The sequence below is a fragment of the Leptospira yasudae genome (assembly GCF_003545925.1).
Classification (GTDB): domain Bacteria; phylum Spirochaetota; class Leptospiria; order Leptospirales; family Leptospiraceae; genus Leptospira; species Leptospira yasudae.
Window position 1 is genome coordinate 544,888 of record NZ_QHCU01000003.1, and the last position, 19,977, is coordinate 564,864.

Here is a 19,977-nt window from a genome sequence, read left to right on the forward strand (position 1 = left end):
GAGCCATCGGCTTTACGCTCCGCTACCGATTGGCTAATTCGCTCTCTATGGATCGCGAAGATTTCCCAATTTCATTGGGAGCCATCGGCTTTACGCTCCGCTACCGATTGGCTAATTCGCTCTCTATGGATCGCGAAGATTTCCCAATTTCATTGGGAGCCATCGGCTTTACGCTCCGCTACCGATTGGCTAATTCGCTCTCTATGGATCGCGAATTAGGGTGCGATTCTGAACTTTCTCCAAGAAGAATCGGACTTCTTTTCGAAAACGATCCGATCGTGCAAACGGCTGGAACGGCCTTGCCAGAATTCGATCCTTTCCGGATGGACGGCATAACCTCCCCAGTTTCCGGGTAGATCGATTTCTTTTCCTTCGTATTGAGAGGAAAGTTTTTGATAACGGTCCTCTAAGAATTTACGATCCGGAATCTCTTCGCTTTGCGGAGAAGTCACCGCGCCGATTTGGGATTCTCTCGGTCTGGAATGAAAGTATTCTTCCGATTCTTCCCTTGAAACCTTGCTGACGGAACCTTCGATACGGACTTGGCGTTCGAGTTCGGACCAGAAAAAGACGAGACACGCGCGCGGATTCTCATCCAATTCTTTTCCCTTTCTGCTTTCGTAGTTCGTGTAAAAGACGAACGAATCGTTCGTGATTCCTTTGAGCAACACCGTTCTTGCGTCCGGTCTTCCGTCCTTCGAAGCGGTTGCGAGCGTCATAGCGTTGACTTCCGCTACTTCCGATAAAACGGCTTCTTGAAACCATTTTTGAAAAAATGAAACGGGATCTTCTCCCGCGTCTTCGATGTCCAAAGAGGATAAAGTATAACTCGATCTGATTTCCGCGATTTTAGAATTCATAATATCCTTTTAGAAAACACGCAGCCCGTAACATGAAAAGAAAAATTTGAAGTTCATCGATTCGTTTTTTCCGAAGCAGGCTGTCCGTAAAGGACTACAAGGGAGAATGAAAAGCGTTTTCACCGTGAAGCGAAGAAGGTTCGGTTTTCTGAAAAGAATTTGTTTCCTTGAAAGAATCGATTCTTCTTTGGTTGACCTCGAAGAGTTTACCGAAGTATTATCCGTGCATGACCGAGCTGGACTGGGAAACGATTCGATACCCGATCGTTCTGACTTTAAGCGTGAGTTTGTTTTCCACTTTGATTGCTACGGTCCTCGGAGTGGCGGCCGCTTATCTTCTTTCGAAATTCCGATTTTTCGGTAAGGAATTTTTGAATGCCCTCTTGACCCTTCCTCTTGTTTTACCTCCGACCGTGTTGGGATATTATCTTTTGGTGTTATTCGGAAGAAACGGGGTGATCGGTTCCTTTCTTTTGGAATCGTTCGGATTCAGCGTATTGTTCCATTGGTCGGGAGCGGTGATCGCTTCGATCCTCGTATCGTTTCCTCTCGTTTATCGATCCGCGCTCGCATCTTTGGAAGATCTGGACCCGGATTACGAGGACACCGCAAAAACATTGGGGAAGGGGAACTTCGCCATCTTTTGGGAAGTGATTCTTCCTTTAACTTGGAGAGGAATTCTCGCGGGCGCGATGCTCGCTTATGCGCGCGGAATGGGAGAATTCGGTGCCACGTTGATGATCGCGGGAAACATTCCCAAACGTACGCAGACTCTTTCGCTTGCGATTTACGACGCGGTTCAATCGGGAAACGACCAAGTCGCGTTTTATCTGGTGATTCTGACTTCGATTTTATCCGTCCTGATTTTGACGGTATCGACGCGGATCTTTCGAAAATCACATTGGTAATTTAGAATATAAGGAAAGAATGATATGACAAAGATCAAGTTTCCCGCGCTTCTCTTCTTTCTGCTGCAGCTTTCGCCCGTATTCGGCGAAGAGAAGATACTTTTGGTTTCCGCCGCCTCGAGTTTGACGCAGGCTTTTGCCGAAATCGGAAAGGAATTCGAAAAGAAAGAACGAGTTAAGGTTTCCTTCAATTTTGCCGCTTCCGGCGTTTTGCTCCAGCAGATCGAAAACGGCGCCCCCGTGGACGTATTCGCGTCAGCGGATCAGGAGAATGTCGATAAGGGGCTGGCTAAGAACCTATTCGATCCCGCTACGAGAAAGAATTTCGTGAGCAATTCTCTCGTGCTGATCGTGCCGATCGATTCTAAGTTGAATCTAAAAAAAGTGAGCGATCTTAAAAGCGAGACCGTTCGGAAAATTTCGTTCGGAAATCCGGCGACCGTTCCGGCGGGAAAATACGCAAAGGAAGTTTTGGAACGAGAAGGATGGGACGCGGCGCTTGAGAAGAAATGGATTCCCGGTGAAAACGTAAGACAGGTTTTGGATTATGTTTCCAGGGGAGAAGTGGACGCCGGTTTCGTTTATAAAACCGATGCGGCTCTGTTTCGGGATAAAATAAAGGTCACGGTTGCGAATCTCAAAACAAAGCCGATTCTTTATCCTGCGATCGTCGTGGCGAAAAGTTCCAATGGGAACGATGCGAAACGATTCGTCGAATTTTTAACGTCGAAAGAAGCCAAGAAAATCTTTCAGCAATATCGATTCGGAAAACCTTAGTGTCCCTAACCGTTAATATTCAAAAAACCTTAAGCGATCGAAAAAGATCCTTTTTTTTGGACTTGGATTTCAGATTTATCCAGGATTTCTTGTTTATTTACGGTCCTTCGGGTGCGGGTAAAACGCTTACGCTTAAGGTTCTTGCGGGTTTGATCAAACCCGATCGGGGAAAAATTCTTCTCGGAGAAACGTTGTTTTTCGATTCGGAAAAGCGGATCGATCTTCCCAGCCAAGAAAGAAAGATCGGTTATCTGCCTCAGAATTATTCTCTCTTTCCGCATCTTACGGTCCGTAAGAACTTGGAATTTCCCTTAAAGAATCTTTTTTCGTTCCGTTTATCGGAATCGGATCGGATTCTAGTGGATGATATATTAGAAATTTTTGAAATACAAAACATCGCCGACAGTTATCCGAGATATCTTTCCGGAGGGCAAAAACAAAGAGTGGCACTTGCGCGGGCGTTGATCGGAAAACCGGGATTGCTCCTGCTCGATGAACCCTTTGCCGCTTTGAATCTGGAACTCAAGGAAAAGATGAAGGAAGAACTCAAAAAAATCCAACGATTGTTTCAAGTTCCCGTAGTAGTCGTATCGCACGATCCGGAGGATTATTCCTATTTCGGAGCGGATTCTCTTTCGATCGAAAACGGGGTTACGTTTCCGTTGAAACAGAAAAAAGAACCGAAGCGGAAATGAAACGAGCAATTCGTCAGTTCGAAAAAGAAGCCTATCTTTGTTCTAACAAATAAAAAAAATCAGCGTCTTCCTTTACGAACTACGCTTTGGTCAGATCGTATAATCTTCCACGTAGACTTTGACTTTTTTAAACCGAATATGGACAGTCTCACCGGGAAGCAGATTCAGCGCTTGAAACTCGGAAGAGTTGAGTTGTGATTCCAAAATCGTTCCCGTATCCAAACGTTTCAGATCGATCTTAACCGTCCTTCCGGTCGAGTGGATGTACTGAATCTCCGCCGGGATCGTTTGACCTTCGATCGGCGCTCTGAGAATTTCAACGTCGTACGGACGAACGTAACCGACTGCGGACGCGTTTTCAATTTCGGAATGTTCGGGGGTATCGACCTTGATTTCTCCTAGATGCGTTTGTCCGCCTTGCACCCTTCCGTGAAAGAGATTCACGTCTCCCAAAAAGTGAAACACGAAGGAATTCTTAGGATGATTGTAGACTTCATCCGGCGTTCCGACTTGCTCGATCTTACCGGCTTTCAGGATCACGACCTTGTCCGAAACTTCGAGAGCTTCCTCCTGATCGTGCGTTACGAATACGCTCGTGATATGAATTTCGTCGTGAAGACGTCTGAGCCAATTGCGAAGTTCCTTTCTGACTTTCGCGTCCAAGGCTCCGAAGGGTTCGTCTAACAGTAAAAAACGGGGCTCGATCGCGAGCGCTCTTGCGAGTGCGATCCTTTGTCTTTGTCCGCCCGAAAGTTCGGAAGGATAACGGCCGTGAAAATTCTCGAGTTGGACGAGTTTTAATAGGCTCATCACTTTCTCGCGGATCGCTTCCTTGTTCGGTCTTTCGGAACGTTTTCGAACTTCGAGTCCGAATGCGACATTTTCAAAAATCGTCATGTGTCTGAAAAGAGCGTAGTGTTGAAATACGAAACCGACTCCGCGGTCCTTCGCGTTTTTTTTACCGACTTCCAGTCCTTCGAAGATGACCTGACCTTCGTCCGCGTCTTCGAGTCCCGCGATGATACGGAGCAGAGTCGTCTTTCCCGAGCCGGAAGGACCGAGAAGAGCGACCAATTCTCCGGAGGGAACCTCCAAAGAAAGATTGTCGATCGCGGTAAAATTACCAAAGCGTTTTATAATATTCTTAACTTCGATTGCCATGACTATGCCTCCTCTTGAAGCGAATCTTCTTTTTTACCGATCTTGATCTTTCTTTCCAGGATCTGTTTTGCGACCAATGTGATTAAGGATAAAAATACGAGTAAGGACGCGGCCGAAAACGCGGCTACGGAGTTGTATTCGTTGTATAAGACCTCGATCTGCAACGGAAGGGTGTTCGTTTGTCCGCGGATATGACCCGAAAGAACGGAAACGGCGCCGAATTCTCCCATGGCTCTTGCGTTGCAAAGAATGATTCCGTATAACAATCCGTATTTGATTCCGGGAGCCACGATCTTAAAGAATACTTTGAGCGGGGACGCGCCGAGAAGAAGTCCCGCTTCTTCCTCTTCGATTCCGGTCGATTCGAGTAAGGGTATGAGTTCCCTCGCGACGAAAGGAAGCGTGATGAAGATCGTCGCGATCACGAGTCCCGGCGTATTGAATACGATCTTGATGTCCGCTTCTTCGAGCCAGGGCCCGAACCAACCTTGTCTTCCGAACAAAAGAATAAAGATCAAACCGGAGATCACGGGTGAAACCGAAAACGGCGAGTCTATGATCGTCAAAAGCCAGCTCTTCCCGGGAAATTCAAAACGGGTGATCGAGATCGCGGATATGATTCCGAAAATCGTGTTCAAAGGAACCGCAATGGATACGACCAGAAGCGTGAGTTTGAGCGCGGAGACCGTATCGGGCTCCTGGATTCCTTCCAAATACGCCGCCCATCCTTTCGAAAAGGCTTCGTGAAACACGGTGTAGATGGGAAGAAGTAGAATCAATCCGGTTAATAAAAAAACCGTTCCGATCAGAATGCTGCGAACGAGTAAGGATTCCTGTCTCATCCCTTTCTCCTTGCGGAAACCGTTTGAATTATATTAATACCTAATAATATACTAAAGGAGATTACGAGCATGATGAACGCGATTCCGGTGGCTTCTTCGTATTGATACTGTTCGAGTTTGGTTACGATCAATAAAGGGAGAATCTCCGTTTTACCCGGAAGGTTTCCCGATATGAAAACGACCGAACCGTATTCTCCGATTCCTCTCGCAAACGCCATGGCCGCGCCGGTGATCAAAGGCGGAACGAGTTCGGGGAATATCACTCTTCTGAAAATCTGCCAGCGGTTGGCTCCGAGACAATACGCGGATTCTTCGAGTTCTTTGGGGAATTCTTCCAATACGGGTTGAACCGTTCTTACAACGAACGGAAATCCGATGAATACGAGAGCGATTACGATTCCGATCGGAGTGTAGGCGATTCTGATGTCGAAGGGGATGAACAGTTTTCCGATGATTCCGTTCTGCGTGTAGATCGTAGTAAGCGCGATCCCTGCTACGGCCGTAGGTAACGTAAACGGAAGATCGACAAGAGAATCCAAAAGCGATTTACCCGGAAAATCGTAACGAACCAAAACCCAAGCGAACAAAAATCCGATCAAGAGATTTATGATGGCCGCGACCGCTCCCGCTCCGAAACTCAAGTAGAGCGCCGCCAAAATTCTTTCGTTTGTGAGAAGTTTCCAAAAACCTTCCCAGCCGATCCCCGAACTTTTCAGAAAGAGGGCGCCTAACGGAATGATTACGATCAAACTCAGATAGGTGACCGTAACGCCTAACGTGATTCCGAAGGCCGTTTTGCCGTAGGGTTTGGTTCTGAAGTTCAAGCTGGCCAATGTTCTTCTCTTTAGTCCTTTGTAGATTCTTCCGTAAACGTCTTACTTGGAAGTGATCTGATCGAAGATCGCTCCATCCGCGAAATGTTTTTCCTGCGCGTTCTTCCAAGATCCCGCCACGTCCCGAATGGTAAACAGTTTCAAATTTTTGAATAGACTTTTATATTTGGATGCGACTTTCGCATCGGTAGGGCGGTAGTAATTCTTGGCGATCACTTCCTGCGCTTCCGGTGTATAAAGATATTTGAGATAACTTTCCGCGACTTTGAGCGTTTTGTGTTTTTCGGCGTTTTTCGTTACGACCGCGACCGAAGGCTCGGCCAAAATGCTCACCGAAGGAAAAACGATTTCGACCGAACCGTTCGAGTTTTTGGCGGTTTCCTGAATGGCGAGATGAGCTTCGTTTTCCCAAGAAATCAGTACGTCTCCGATTCCTCTTTGAACGAAGGTCGTCAAGGAACCTCTCGCGCCCGAATCCAATACAAGAACGTTCTTATATAGATTTTTAACGAACTCCTTCGCTTTTTCCTCGGAGCCGTATTTCGCTTTCGCAAAACCCCAAGCGGCGAGATAATTCCAACGCGCGCCGCCTCCCGTTTTCGGATTCGGAGTAATCACTCCGATTCCGGGCTTTGCGAGATCGTCCCAGTCCTTGATGTTCTTCGGATTTCCCTTTCGCACCAAAAACACGATCGTGGAAGTATAAGGAGAACTTTGATGCGGGAGAAGATTCTCCCAATCTGTGGAAAGAAGTTTTCCTTTTTCCGCGATCGCTTCGATGTCGTGCGCGAGGGCAAGGGTTACGACGTCGGCTTCCAACCCGTCGATCACGGCTCTCGCTTGTTTGCCGCTTCCACCGTGGGATTGATTGATGGTAAGATCTTCTCCGGTTTGCTTTTTCCATTGGACTGAAAAGAGTTTGTTGATTTGCGCGTAAAGTTCGCGGGTCGGATCGTACGACACGTTTAAGAGTTTCGTTTCCGAATAGAGGGAAAATGCAAAGAATAACAGTGCGATCGATGTGAGTTGAATTCTTGAAGTGATGGTTTTCATCCCGGGCCTTCCTGCGGGTGTTCTACAACAAAGTGAACAAAAATCTAATTTATTAGATAATTTGATCCAATATTTTAAGATATTGTTTGAAAGTAAAGAATTTTGTAGCGAATCCAGCCTGGTATTCGGATTTCTAATGCAGGCTGGATCGGAATTGGATGCGTTATTTTACGTAGAGTTGGTCGAAGGAGGCTCCGTCGGCAAAATGATCCTTTTGCGCCTTATGCCATCCTCCGAAATGTCCGTCTATGGTGATGAGTTCCAATTTCGGAAACTTGGATTCGTATTTTTTCAATACGGCCGGGTTTCTCGGACGATAACCGTGTTTTGCGATGATCTCCTGAGCCGCCTCGGAATAGAGGGATTTAAGATACGCTTTTGCGGTTTCCAACGTTCCGTGTTTTTCCGCGTTCTTTTCCACGATCGCGACCGGAGGTTCCGCGAGAATGCTCAAGGAAGGAATTACCACTTCGTATTTATCCTTTCCGAATTCTTCGAGGATCAAAAAGGATTCGTTTTCCCATGCGAGAAGAACGTCTCCGATTCCGTTTTGCGCGAACGTGTTGCTGGAACCTCTCGCGCCCGAGTCGAGAACGGGAACGTTCTTATATAAGGTTTTGATAAAGTCCTGCACCTTATTCGCGTCGTTGTTGAACTTCTTCTGTGCAAAAGCCCAAGCGGCGAGATAATTCCAACGCGCTCCTCCGCTCGTTTTCGGATTCGGAGTGATTACGCTTACCTTATTGCGGACAAGATCGTCCCAATCCTTGATGTTCTTAGGATTTCCTTTTCTTACAACGAAGACGATCGTGGAAGTGTAAGGAGTACTGTTGTTCGGAAGACTTTTCAACCAGTCTCTCGCGATCAAACCTTTGGAAGCGATGATGTCGATATCGTAGGATAGGGCGAGCGTCACGATGTCCGCTTCCAATCCGTCGATCACGGATCTTGCTTGTTTGCCGCTGCCGCCGTGGGATTGATTGACTCTCACTTCGTCGCCCGTTTTCGATTTCCAATAGTTCGCGAAGAGTTTGTTGTATTCCGCGTATAATTCTCTGGTCGGATCGTAAGATACGTTCAGAAGATTTACGTCTTTTGCAAAGAGCCCTAGATTCGTAGTCATCGCGAGAAACGCGATCACGGTCGTTTTAAAAATTTTTGTTTTCATACTGGTTTTCCTAACTTCTAAATTTGAATTACATCGCGAACTGAACGAACAGGAAGAAGCTGTAGGACTTGTTGTCCAACGTGTATCGATCGTTTACGTTCGGAGCCCAAGGATTCACTCTCGCGTTTCTGACGGAATCTCCCGCCAACAGATAAGAACCGCCGGTCCAAATGGATACGTAGTCCTTGAGATAGAATTGGTAGATCAGATCGAATTCGTAGAACAGACGTTTCCCGCCGCGTTCTCCGAGTTTGTAACCGCCGAACGCCGATCCGGTCGAGTTTTCGGTCGTTAAACCCGTGTTAGCCGTTCCACCGGAGGAATACCATGCGTCGTTTTCGGAAGCCTTTTGAATATCGTAAGCCACGAAGATGAATCTTCCGTAATTCGGAGAGTTATACATCAAGTGGATGGATTTGGTTCTCGTGTTCGACCAGAACGTCGCGTTTACGATCCCGTTTCCGGAGTCGAAGTAAGGGAATCCTCCCGATCTTGTAGCGAACGAAGCGTCATAGGTCGCAACCTTGTTGTCCGTACGATTCGGGTCGCCGGAACCGATCGAGTATTGAAGACCTACACGAAAACGATCAAAGAAAGTATAACCGGTCTGAGCGATGAAATACTTCGCGTCGTATTCCACGTTTTCCGTATAAATTCTTTGTGATTTAGGATTTCCATCGACTGTTTGTTTGAGAGTGTCCCAACCTGCGTTGACTCTTTGACCGTTGAATCCGTATTGCCAAGACGCTTCCAGAGTCCAGTCCCAAGCTTTGGTTTTCGGCAGACGGTTGTTTTCCGTTCTGTTTGTTAAACGAAATCCCACCGTGTTTAAGTCGTCCCTTTGTCTGGTTCTATCCAAACTCGTAGTCGGAGCGGGACCTTGTTCCCATTTCTTATCGATGTTGAAGTAGTAAAGATCCACGAGGAAGTCTTCGAACTTGATCGTGTTGTATAAACCGGAAAGATAGGTATCGTTAACGGTTCCTCGTTTGACGCCGTTTGCGGTATTGTTTCCGCTGCCGGCGTTGGAATCTTCCGCTATGATGGAAGTGAACGCCTCCGAGTTGAAATGCTTGGAGTTGTATTTCACTCTCGCACCGTCGAACGAGTTTCCGGTTTGACCGTCGTTTCGTCCACCCACGTATCGGTTGTCGCCGAATCCGAAGATTTGTCTCCCGAGAAAGACTTCAAAACCGTCCGCGAAATTCTTTAATTGAATAAAACCTTCTCTGAGGTCCGTGTTGTTTTTAACGCTTACGGAGTTCGTAGCAGTCGGCGCCGAACTGAGTTCCACACCCGCCGAGTTGGAAAGACCGAGATAACCGAGCTGCCCGTCCTTGCGGGATTGCTCGCCACCCCAAACTCGAACGTCTTGGAGCGTCACCTTGGCGGCGACATACTGGTTCGGATCGATGATAAACGAGACCTGAGAGTTCTGCGTCGCAAAGTTTCTGTCGTCCTGAGTTCGCTTATCAAAATCGGCGTTGTGGCTGTAGTCGAAACGAGGACGAATCTGAAAGCCCACGCGGAAAATATCGCCCAACCAAAGTCGATCCACCTTTCTCACCGCGTCCTGGTGTTCCGGAGAAAGGAGCATGGATTTCATAAATTCGCCGGGGAGTTTTCCTTTGTACGGACTTTTATAAGGTTCTTCCTTTGCGAGTTCCTGTTGAATTTCGGGAATCCCTTTTCCATCGTTCGGTTGTTCTTCGTATTTCACATCCGAAGGCGGATCCAGATTTAAGACCGGTGCGGAGTCGGTTCTCGATTTTTCCTTTTTGGGTTCTTGAGAGAGTAAGCCAAAGCTGAAAGTACAGATAAAAATAACTCCTGCTGTTATTCGAGTAATCGTTTGCATCACCTAAATCCTCCTTTTTAGAAATTTTTTACCAAAAGAGACGGTTTTCTCGTTATAGTCAACAGTAAATCCGTTATATTGGATATATTTTCAAAATCAAGGATAATTCTTTTGCTATTTTGTCAAATATTCTGGGAAAAAAGAGGATTATCGAGAGGGTGGATGGGTTGCGTGGGCAGAATTCCTCCTACAAATGTGCGAAATTCAAAGAACGAATTCTTTTTATAAATCGAAGACGAACGCGAAAACAGTTGAAAGAGGAAGAAACTACCATCGATTCCTTCTAAAAAATACAAAAAGAATTTGAACAGTATACGAATTTGAGAAACGATTCTCCCTCTATGTTTGCGATCAAAACCGGATCTTTTAGTGCGAGAGTGATTCGCTTCACGCAAAGACCGTTTTCATCGTTTCGATTTATTGGGATCGTTGCCGCGTTATGCGCGCTTCTTGTCGCCTGCAAAAACGAAGAACCTCCGATCGCAAAATCCGGAATTTTAGACGCGTCCTCTTGGGACTTCCGCGAAAAAGGGAAACTGATTCTCCGGGGGGAATGGATGTTTTATTGGGGAACTTGGAAGTATTCTCCGCAGGGAAAGGAGGAGGAAGCGCTTTCGAAATCCGGAGAGATCTTATATGTTCCTTCTGCTTGGAACGGGGAATCCAGAAAAGGAAAAGGTTTCGGAACGTATCTTCTCGACGTAAAACTTCCGGCGAAACCTTTTAAACTGGGAATGATTCTTCCCGATCAGAGTTCGTCGTATGAACTCTATCTCGACGGAAAGCACGTTTTGAATTCCGGAAACATTCTCCGCAATCAAGACGGAAGTTTGGAAGCGGTGGAGGAAGGAATTCGTCCGTTGTTCATCGAATTTCAACCTTCCGGCGCCGAGTTGCAAATCGCATTACAAATCGCGAATGAAGATTTACGGCTCGGAGGATTTTGGTCTCCGATCGTAATCGGGGACGCGGAAACGCTTCGCAGCGAATGGAACCGATCACTCCGATTGGATTCCTTTTTGGTGGGAGGTCTTTTGATCATGGCCTTTCTTCATCTTTCCTTTTATATCGTACGAAGAAAGGAGACGCCTTCTTTGTATTTCGGATTATTTTGTTTGATCATGGGTTCGAGAAGTCTGTTTCCCGGAAACCGTTTGATTCTGGAATATACGGACGCGATCAATTACGAGAATATGATCCGAATTGAATATTTGACTTTTTATCTTTCGGTTCCCGTCTTTTTGAACTACATTCTTTCCTTATATCCGCGCGATTTGAAGCGGGTCTTCGTGGACGTGCTTTGGTGGATCTCTCTCGTCGCTTCTTCGATGGTTTTGTTTTTTCCGATGCGGATCTTCACGCATACGATTCCGATGTATTATCTGAACGCCTTTATCGCGGGAAGTCTGGGATTGTATACGCTCGTCAAAGCGGTCCGTAAAAAGAGGGAAGGTTCTCTCATTCTGTTGACCGGGTTCGTATTCATCTATCTTGCGATGATCAACGATCTTCTTTACGTAAGTTACTTTTTGGAAACCGGATATTATTCCTCGATCGGAACGTTCGTATTTCTTGCGGCGCAATCCGTTTCCCTTTCGGTTCGGAATTCTAAAAACATGCAAAGACTTTTGGATCTTTCCAGAAATCTGGAGCGAAAAGTCGAAGAGAGAACGCAGAGACTGCGAGCGGCCTTACGAACGATAGAAGAGGATTTGGATATGGCGGTCAAAATCCAAACGGACTTTTTGGAAGTTCCGGACGATGTCGTATTAAAAAACGCGGGTATTCGTCTGTATTCTTTCTATCAACCGATCGCAAAAGTGGGAGGGGACTTTTATATCGTGCGTCCGATCGCCGAAAAAAAACTGCGTATCTTTCTTGCGGACGCGATCGGCCACGGGGTTCAAGCTTCTCTGATGACGATGGTGATTCAGAGCGAATACAATTCCATCTTCGATCCGAAACTTTCTCCCGGGGAATTTCTTACGAAACTTTCCGGACGATTCAGCGCGAGAATCGGAGATGTCAGTCCTTTCTTTTCCGGTATGATCGCGGATTTGGATTTCGAAAACGATCGGATTCTCATTGCAAGCGCGGGAAATCCTTCCTGCATTTTAAGTGCGAACGAAAAAACGGTTTCTCTCGATTTGATCGGACCCTATGCCGGGATGATTCCCGGATTTAAATACGAAGAATTATCCGAGATTCTTCCGAAAGAATTTCGATTGTATCTCTTTACGGATGGATTACCCGATCGATTCATCTTTTCGGAAGGAGAATACGAGAATTTTTCGATGCACCGATGGCTCGAGCAAAGATGCAACCAATCGATCGAAAGCGTATGTAAAGAATTGTTGGGCTCGGCTAATGCTTTGAGTTTACCCGAGTTTAAAAAAGACGATATCACTTTGCTCGGAATCGAAAGATCGATTTTAAGTTAAGAACGGTTTTTCGATTTATAGAAAAGGCCTATCGAAAAAGATGGCAAGGAAGCGGGTTGCGATTCGTTCTTAGTATTTCGAATCGTTCGATCGCTCGATTCTAAAAGTCGCAAGGAGTCTGATATGGCTTACAAATTAGATGGAGCAAAGTTTCCGACCTTGGAAGAATTGATTGCGGCTCTTTATCCGCTATACTCCGATAAAATGTCGGAAGCGGAATTTAAGAAATACGTTCAGGAAAACGCAAAGGAAGAGTAAATCCGAAAAACGTTTTCGGGAACGGAATTTGAAAGAGGGATCGAAATGCCCGTTTTGCTTGTCAGGAAATCGGGTTTCGTAAGAATCATCCCATGCAAATCATCCCGGGGAAATGGAAAATTCCTCACGCCGCGCGAAAGCCTCTCGTATTTTTCCTAGTCTTCTTATTTCTATCCATTCAATTTCGATTTTTATTTTCGGATCGAATTCCCGAATCCGTTTCCCTTCAGAATCAATATCTCATCGCACAGGACTATCAGGTTCTATTTAAGAATTTTCTATCATCCGGATACGATCGTTCCTTGCAAGGGGGAAGTCCCACCTTCTACTTTCAATCTCCGTTCTTTTTCTTTTTGGTTTCGTTTCTTCACACCTTTCTGTTGTTCTTCCTTCCGTTTAGCGTTTCGTTTAATTTAGGAATTCTGATCACGCTCTTTTTATTTTCATACGCGTTCTTAAAACTCGGATTCCTGTTTCTCACCGAAACCAATCTCAGTCCGGGCAACGCTTTGCTTACGATGACTGGGCTTATGTTTTACTTTTTATATCCGGGCGATCGGACGGTCGGCGCGGGTATCGTTGGCGTATTTCAAAATTCGATTTCTTCCGCATTGGGGCTCGGATTTGCCCTATTAGGAATTTATTATTTAGAAAAATTTCGCTACACGGGAAAGGTTTCCTCGTTCTTCAAACATCTCATCACCGGTACGATCGTCTTTTACACGCACTACGAAACTTCCCTGTTTTACGTCGTTTCGCTAGGAATTTACTTCCTGTTCTACAAAGACGAGTTCGAACTTCTCGAAATTCTTTTGATCTTTCTTTTGCCGTTTTTGTGCGCGTCGCCGATTCTTTGGAATTACTTCGCATATGTTCCGTTTCAGCAGAATCCTCCGATTTCCTTTCCGATCAACGGTCTCTTATCGTTGATAGGCGAAGAATTCTCCGGTAGCGTTTCGAGACCGGAAAGATTCCTGGACGTGTTCAAACAAATCTTTATCGATCAGTATTGGATTCATCTATTGTTTCCGATTCTTTTCGTGATCGGAATCCGTCTTCTGTTTATCAGAAAATTATTGCCTCCGATTTCGAGATTTCTGATTTTCGGAACTCTTTTGTTCTACTGGATGGCGACCGATTCTTCTTTGTCCTTGATTCTTCCTTGGCTGCACGTTCGATGGTATACGGCGCTCAACGTATCGCTCGTGTTTCTAACGTTTTCCGCGCTCGTAACAGCTCGATTCTTTTTGAAAAATCTTCCACCCGGAAAATGGAAGTTATGGGCCGGTCTTGCCTTATTCCTATTGGGAATGATTCGGTTTATCGTTTCGATTCCCGGACCTGCGACCGGAATCGAAGGCCTTTCGAAAGAACATTCCGGTCTTTGGGAACAAAGGGAAGAATGGATACGCACGTTCGAAAATACTTCGTACGGAGCCCTCATTGCGTCGGAAGAGATTGCGGGCGGGAACGGATCGCACGAATCCCGTTGGGCGAGCGTGTTAGTCCGAAAAGCGCTGCGTCGAAATCTTACTCTTCAGAATCGATTTGAAAGTTCTCTTCCATCCTCCGCGGAGGAAATCATACGATTGTTTCCGTCGCAAGGAGCCAAAACTTCGCTTAACAACGAAAACAAAAACGGGAGCGCGCAGCCGATCGGCGAGCGTGAGAAGTTGTCCCGTTTGTTTACGAATCTTCTTGCGGAAAGGGGCGTGTCTCATGTTCTGCTTCGATCGACCGCTTTGAACGAGATCGCCTCCTCGAATCCGGTCGCGTTTACGCCCTTGGAAAAAAGGGGAGAATGGACATTCTGGAAATTGAATGTTTCCAAACCGTTTTTGCAATTGCTTCCCGCAAAACCGATCGCCGTTTTTACGCCGGAGAATTCTCCCGAAGAAGAACACGGATTGAATGCGGTAGTTTTGTCGGAGTCGATCCTGAACTCCGCGTTTCAATATCAAGTTTCCTTAATACCCTTATCCAAACAGAAATTTCAATCGGATCCGAATTCGTTTTCGGCGGGTTATGAAATCGAGGAGCTGAATTCTTACTTTCAAAAAAGAATCGAAGAGGACGCTGAGAAAGATACAAAAAAGAAACCGAACCCGAAAAAGGAAAAGAAAGTAGAAGTTTCCGATGTCTCGTCCGAGATTCATCCTCTTTCTTGGGACGATTCGACGATTCGCTGGAAACTTTCCGAAACGGGAGAAGCGAACGCGTGTTCGCCGATCTTGATTCGTTCCGGTTTTTTTCCGCTTTGGAAATCCGACTCGGAAGAAACTGTCTACCGCACTCTGGAAGGTCAGTTTTATTTTTGTTCCAAGGCAAAGGAAAATAGATTCGTATTTTATGATATTCGATCGTATTTGATCACGTTCATTCAACTTTTGCTTCCGCTTTTATTTTTCGGAGCCACGTTTTTGACGCGCAGGAAACTATCGAATTGATGTTCTTCGCTTCCGATTCTCCGAAAACTCCGTTTCGAAAAAGGCAACTATTTTCGAATTCTTTGCTGATCGGTTTTTCGGCGGCGATTCTCTCGATTTTGTTTTTCGGAAATCCGGAAACTCCGATCTCCAAGATCGTTCTTTCCGCTTTGGAAGGAGGTTTGATCGGCGGACTTTGCGATTGGTTTGCGGTTTGGAAAACCTATAAGGCCATCGAAGAGGACAGTCCCAGACTCGCGTCCGAAATCGGAAACTGGGTTGCGGGCGATCTTCTGCATCACGAAGTGATCCGTTCTCGAATCAGAATGGTTTTGGAAGATCCCGCCACCCGCGACGACGTTCACGGGGTTTTACTCGAAACCTTCGGGAACGAGGAAAAAACGCACGAGGTTTTGAACCAGCTTTTCTCCAAAGTCGAGGAAGACATCGTTCAATACGTGGTTCACTATCAGTTTTCGGGAACCGATGTCGCATTATTAAAAGAATTAAACAGACAAAAAGAAATTATGGACACGATCAAACTTCTGATCGGGGAATCCATGATCAAAGTCGCCGATACGGAAGAGTTCAAATCCCTTCTTCAAGAAATATTAGGAAAAATGAATTTAGTTGCCCAGGTGGTTTTGAACCTCGTGGTCGACTTTCCGAAAAAACTGAAGGAATACGGGAATCACGTAAAACAGGGATTGGTGATCGAATCCAAGGACGAAAAGACGATCGAGAAGCTGGTCAATCTGATGGCGGCTTCCACGGAAACGTATATTTCTTCCTGGAACGAACTTCCACTGGATCAAAGGGAAAAAGCGGTTCGATCCTTGATGGGATTCTTAAAAGTTCAGGCGAGTCGTCTTTTAGGAACTTTGATTCAGTCTCATCTGAAGGAAATCGGCGAAATCGAAACCCTCCAAGAATACGCTCCTTTACGATCTGTGCTTGAATTCGTCGAAAAGAGGGTGGACGAAGGCGTTTCCGGTTATATCGGAAGACAGATTACGACCCGTCTGCAAAGTCTCGATCCGAAAGATCTCCGAAAGAATTTGGAATGGAAGACTCGAAACGTTTTGGAAACGATTCGGATTAACGGAAGCATTCTCGGTTTTTTTCTGGGAAGTCTAACGGGAGTTTTGCGGTTCTTTTTTTGAAGAGTCGCCCATCGATCGGCTTTCGGGGAAATTTCTAAGGCTTACCGAATCAATCTTCTCTGCAATTTCCGATTTATGTTCCTGCGTGAAGTTTACGGCCGCTTTGACCGGAGTGCGGAGCCGAAAATGAGGATTCCGATTCGCATGAATACCTCTCCCTTGCAATTGTAAAAGTATTTTATCAACCCGAATTCGATTGCAGAATTCGATCCTTTGTGTTAAGAATGAAAATCCGAAACGGACGGAACTTTTTCGTAAATCGAAGTCGTTTCGTTTAACAAAGACGGACAGAGACACGTCGCAAAAGGGGTGAGGATGCAATCCGGAAAATTACGTTATTCGAATATAGATGAATATATCGCCTTATTCCCGAAGGAAATCCAATCCCTCTTAAAAACGATGCGGACAACGATCTCCAAAGCGGCTCCGAATGCTACGGAAAAGATCGCCTATCAAATGCCCACGTTCGCCTTGTATCGAAACTTGGTCTACTTTGCCGCGTATAAGAATCATATCGGTTTCTATCCCGGTTCGATCGGGGTCAAAGTGTTTCAACCGGAACTGACCGCTTACAAAACATCCAAGGGCGCGATTCAGTTTCCATTGGATCAACCTTTGCCCTTGAAGCTGATTGCAAAGATCGTAAAGTATCGGGTCAAAGAAGATTCGGAATTGCATAAGAAGAAACAAAAGCCGAAAAGTGATTCGGTCCGACCTTCGGCTCGGAAGGAGAAATCGGCAGAACCTACCGCAAATCAATTTGTCAAAGAATTGACCGCGCTCAAAACAAAAGCCGATTTAGAAAAGAATTCCAGATTTCTCCACAATGGAAGCAAAGCCAATCTTTGTCTTGGTGTACGGATGGGAAAAATATTCGAAACCGCGAAAAAATATAAGAACATGCCGTTGGAGGAAATCGCGGTTTTGATAAAAAATCCATATTATGAAATTCGAATGGGTGCCGTGAGCATTCTGGATTTTCTGGCGAGAGACAAGAAGAGCGATGAAAAATTCAAAAAACGCCTCTTCGACTTATACATAAAAAATCACAAACACATCAACAATTGGGATCTCGTGGATCGTTCCGCCGGCCAGGTGATCGGCCGTTTTCTTTTCGACAAATCCAGAGAACCTTTGTATAAGTTGGCTCGTTCTAAAAATCCTATGGAACGAAGAACTGCGATCGTGAGCACCTCGTATTTTATCATGAACAAAGACCCGAACGAGACGTTTCGGATCGCGGAAATTCTGAAGGACGATCGGGATGAAACGGTTCAGAAAGCGGTAGGAAGTTGGGTCCGCGAAGCTGGAAAAAAGGATAAGCCGCGTTTGCTCGATTTTTTAAAGCGACATTCTGCAACGCTTCCTCGAATTACGCTGCGGGCGGCGATCGAACGATTGGATGCGAAGGAAAAGGAATTCTATCTCCGTTCTAGGAAGAATTGAAATATTCGAAAAATCGAAAATAAGCTTCCGAATTCCTACCGGAAAACCGGTTTTCGAGTCTAAAAAGTAATAACCTACAAGGAGATTTATGGAAACGGTCTATCACGCACAGGAAACAAGAGGAAAGGCGGATTTCGGTTGGCTGAAAAGCAGACACACGTTCAGCTTCAGCTCGTATTACGATCCGAGTCGTGTACATTTCGGAAAACTGAGAGTCTTAAACGACGACATCGTTATAGGCGGAAAGGGTTTTCCACCGCATCCTCACGAAAACATGGAGATCGTTTCTATCCCGCTTTCAGGAAGTCTGGAACATCAGGACAGTGAAGGAAATCATTCGGTGATTCAATCCGGAGAAGTGCAGATCATGTCCGCGGGAACGGGGATCGTTCATTCGGAGTTCAACGCCTCCGCGACGGATCCGGTCAATTTTTTACAAATCTGGATTTTACCGGATCAAATCGGAATTAAACCTCGCTACGAACAGAAGAAGTTCAACGTGGAGGATCGCCGCGGTAAGTTCCAGGAAGTTGTTTCGCCGGATAAGAACAACGGGGCGGTTTGGATCAATCAGAACGTTACGTTTTCCCTGGCTCATGGAAATAAGGATTTAGAAATCAATTATATTCCAAAAAACGAAAATGGGGGAGTGTATTTCTTTTTGATTTCCGGTTCGGTCGAAATCGAGGGTAAAAAACTTTCGGCTCGGGACGGATTCGGAATTCCCGCTTCTTCGAAACTCAACGTCAAGTTTTCGGAAGAATCGGAACTGCTTGCGATCGATACCCCTCTTTGATTCCCGTAAAACGCGAGGATTTCCCGCGAGGGATCGATGCGTTGTCAAGTTATTGCGTCTTTCGACTCGGTCTGCGCAGCATTCCGACCGGGGATTTGGGCAATAACTTGACAGGAGCGGAGAGCCCGGCCCGGACTTAAACCGATTTTTATGGATCGGCCGGTTCGGGCGCGGCCAGAGTCTTCGCTTTAAATTTCCCCGCTTTTAATCCGAAATGTTCTAAGCGACCCTTCGCGCAATACTCGGATCGGAAGTTCCTTCCGGATCGTGCTTTCGTCCAGGGTTCTGTGCATGTCGTCGATCGAACGGATCGTCTGTTCGTTCAAGGTCAAAATCATATCACCTTTTCTTAATAGACTTGTCGCCGCCGGAGAGGACTGTTCTATCTCGACGACGAGAACCCCCGAATTCTGTTCGAGTTTGTTGAAGATCTTGAGTCGATTCGGCACGGATTGATTTTGTCCCGCGATTCCGAGATATCCTCGTTTGACAAAGCCGTTCTTCATCAATCGAGTGATTACGTATTCGGCCGTTCCCGATCCGACGGCAAAGCAGATTCCTTGTGCCGAAGGAATGATCGCGGTGTTGATTCCGATCAATTGTCCTCTGGAGTTGACCAATGGACCGCCCGAGTTTCCGGGATTGAGAGCCGCGTCGGTTTGAATCACGTCTTCGATCAATCTTCCCGAACGGGAACGGAGACTTCTTCCGAGTGCGCTCACGACTCCGGCGGTTACCGTGGATTCGTAGCCCAGCGGATTTCCGATCGCGATCGCAAGTTGTCCCACTTTCACGGAGGTTGGATCGGAAAAATTCAAGTAAGGAAATTGATCGCTCGTAACTTTGAGAACCGCGATGTCCGTCATCGGATCTTCTCCGATCTTCATCGCTTTGAGACTGCGTCCGTCCGGAAACTCCGCGCTGATTTCCTGCGAATTTTCTACCACGTGTTGATTGGTTACGATAAAGCCGTCCGGTGAAATCAAAAAGCCCGAGCCGGAACCTCCCATTCGATTGCCGCTCACTTTGAGATGAACGACGGCGGGACTTACGGTTTCGACAACGCTCGTGACCGCTTTTGAATAGGCATCCATCAACTCGTCGTCGTTCGACGGAGAAGGATTCGTATTTTTATTCGTAAACCGGGATTCTTTCGAATCCGATTGAACCCATTGAATCATAAAACCTCCGGGTAGGTATTAGACCGTCGAGATTTTATTTGTATCCGCAAAAGTTACAATTGCGAATACGAACCGAAATCTTTTTTTTGAAACAGACTCGGAACGTTTCCG

The 19,977-nt window shown here is 46.1% G+C and carries 17 protein-coding genes and 1 pseudogene; 10 read left to right on the forward strand and 8 right to left on the reverse strand.

Annotated features, from left to right (window positions below):
• Positions 1–215 precede the first annotated feature (215 nt).
• The gene (gene pdxH / locus DLM76_RS11365; protein ID WP_118965238.1) at positions 216–860 is read right to left on the reverse strand and encodes a pyridoxamine 5'-phosphate oxidase; all 645 of its coding nucleotides are present in this window, start codon (positions 858–860) and stop codon (positions 216–218) included.
• A gap of 167 nt (positions 861–1,027) precedes the next feature.
• Here pdxH and modB point away from each other — a divergent pair, with 167 nt between their 5' ends.
• From modB to DLM76_RS11380, 3 genes are read left to right on the forward strand one after another with little or no spacing between them, the layout of a single operon-like run.
• On the forward strand, positions 1,028–1,768 hold the full coding sequence (gene modB / locus DLM76_RS11370) for a molybdate ABC transporter permease subunit (RefSeq protein WP_241548225.1): 741 nt from the start codon (positions 1,028–1,030) through the stop codon (positions 1,766–1,768).
• 24 nt (positions 1,769–1,792) lie between these two features.
• The gene (gene modA / locus DLM76_RS11375; protein ID WP_118965239.1) at positions 1,793–2,545 is read left to right on the forward strand and encodes a molybdate ABC transporter substrate-binding protein; all 753 of its coding nucleotides are present in this window, start codon (positions 1,793–1,795) and stop codon (positions 2,543–2,545) included.
• Complete coding sequence (locus tag DLM76_RS11380; protein ID WP_118965240.1) at positions 2,545–3,240, forward strand: ATP-binding cassette domain-containing protein; 696 nt, start codon at positions 2,545–2,547, stop codon at positions 3,238–3,240. The genes modA and DLM76_RS11380 overlap by 1 nt, the downstream gene beginning before the upstream one ends.
• Positions 3,241–3,330: 90 nt before the next feature.
• Here DLM76_RS11380 and DLM76_RS11385 read toward each other — a convergent pair whose 3' ends face one another.
• The 6 genes from DLM76_RS11385 to DLM76_RS11410 all read right to left on the reverse strand — a co-directional run bounded on the left by DLM76_RS11385 (position 3,331) and on the right by DLM76_RS11410 (position 10,155).
• Positions 3,331–4,401, reverse strand: a complete 1,071-nt coding sequence (locus DLM76_RS11385; RefSeq protein WP_118955241.1) for a sulfate/molybdate ABC transporter ATP-binding protein — start codon at positions 4,399–4,401, stop codon at positions 3,331–3,333.
• A 2-nt stretch (positions 4,402–4,403) separates the two neighbouring features.
• Complete coding sequence (gene cysW / locus DLM76_RS11390; RefSeq protein ID WP_118965241.1) at positions 4,404–5,243, reverse strand: sulfate ABC transporter permease subunit CysW; 840 nt, start codon at positions 5,241–5,243, stop codon at positions 4,404–4,406.
• On the reverse strand, positions 5,240–6,076 hold the full coding sequence (gene cysT / locus DLM76_RS11395) for a sulfate ABC transporter permease subunit CysT (RefSeq protein WP_118955239.1): 837 nt from the start codon (positions 6,074–6,076) through the stop codon (positions 5,240–5,242). The genes cysW and cysT overlap by 4 nt, the downstream gene beginning before the upstream one ends.
• 42 nt (positions 6,077–6,118) lie before the next feature.
• The gene (locus tag DLM76_RS11400; protein ID WP_118965242.1) at positions 6,119–7,129 is read right to left on the reverse strand and encodes a sulfate ABC transporter substrate-binding protein; all 1,011 of its coding nucleotides are present in this window, start codon (positions 7,127–7,129) and stop codon (positions 6,119–6,121) included.
• Between the two features lie 163 nt (positions 7,130–7,292).
• Positions 7,293–8,297 (reverse strand): sulfate ABC transporter substrate-binding protein, encoded by a 1,005-nt coding sequence (locus DLM76_RS11405; RefSeq protein ID WP_118955237.1) that lies wholly within the window; start codon positions 8,295–8,297, stop codon positions 7,293–7,295.
• Positions 8,298–8,325: 28 nt separating this feature from the next.
• The gene (locus tag DLM76_RS11410; RefSeq protein WP_118965243.1) at positions 8,326–10,155 is read right to left on the reverse strand and encodes an alginate export family protein; all 1,830 of its coding nucleotides are present in this window, start codon (positions 10,153–10,155) and stop codon (positions 8,326–8,328) included.
• A gap of 341 nt (positions 10,156–10,496) precedes the next feature.
• On the opposite strand from DLM76_RS11410, the gene DLM76_RS11415 reads away from it, so the two are divergent.
• The 7 genes and pseudogenes from DLM76_RS11415 to DLM76_RS11450 all read left to right on the forward strand — a co-directional run bounded on the left by DLM76_RS11415 (position 10,497) and on the right by DLM76_RS11450 (position 18,685).
• Complete coding sequence (locus DLM76_RS11415; protein WP_118955235.1) at positions 10,497–12,596, forward strand: PP2C family protein-serine/threonine phosphatase; 2,100 nt, start codon at positions 10,497–10,499, stop codon at positions 12,594–12,596.
• 123 nt (positions 12,597–12,719) lie between these two features.
• Positions 12,720–12,854, forward strand: a complete 135-nt coding sequence (locus DLM76_RS22040; protein ID WP_118955234.1) for a hypothetical protein — start codon at positions 12,720–12,722, stop codon at positions 12,852–12,854.
• A gap of 92 nt (positions 12,855–12,946) precedes the next feature.
• Positions 12,947–15,301, forward strand: coding sequence for a hypothetical protein (locus DLM76_RS11425; RefSeq protein WP_118965244.1), 2,355 nt, complete (start codon positions 12,947–12,949; stop codon positions 15,299–15,301).
• Positions 15,298–16,443 (forward strand): DUF445 family protein, encoded by a 1,146-nt coding sequence (locus DLM76_RS11430; RefSeq protein WP_429946414.1) that lies wholly within the window; start codon positions 15,298–15,300, stop codon positions 16,441–16,443. The genes DLM76_RS11425 and DLM76_RS11430 overlap by 4 nt, the downstream gene beginning before the upstream one ends.
• A 315-nt stretch (positions 16,444–16,758) precedes the next feature.
• A pseudogene (locus DLM76_RS11440) lies at positions 16,759–17,130 on the forward strand (iron chaperone); the annotation flags it as partial.
• On the forward strand, positions 17,116–17,889 hold the full coding sequence (locus DLM76_RS11445; RefSeq protein ID WP_118965290.1) for a DNA alkylation repair protein: 774 nt from the start codon (positions 17,116–17,118) through the stop codon (positions 17,887–17,889). The pseudogene DLM76_RS11440 and the gene DLM76_RS11445, both read left to right, overlap by 15 nt.
• Positions 17,890–17,977: 88 nt before the next feature.
• Positions 17,978–18,685, forward strand: a complete 708-nt coding sequence (locus DLM76_RS11450) for a pirin family protein (RefSeq protein ID WP_118955230.1) — start codon at positions 17,978–17,980, stop codon at positions 18,683–18,685.
• A 188-nt stretch (positions 18,686–18,873) separates the two neighbouring features.
• On the opposite strand, the gene DLM76_RS11455 is transcribed toward DLM76_RS11450, so the two are convergent.
• Complete coding sequence (locus DLM76_RS11455; protein ID WP_118965247.1) at positions 18,874–19,866, reverse strand: S1C family serine protease; 993 nt, start codon at positions 19,864–19,866, stop codon at positions 18,874–18,876.
• Positions 19,867–19,977 lie beyond the last annotated feature (111 nt).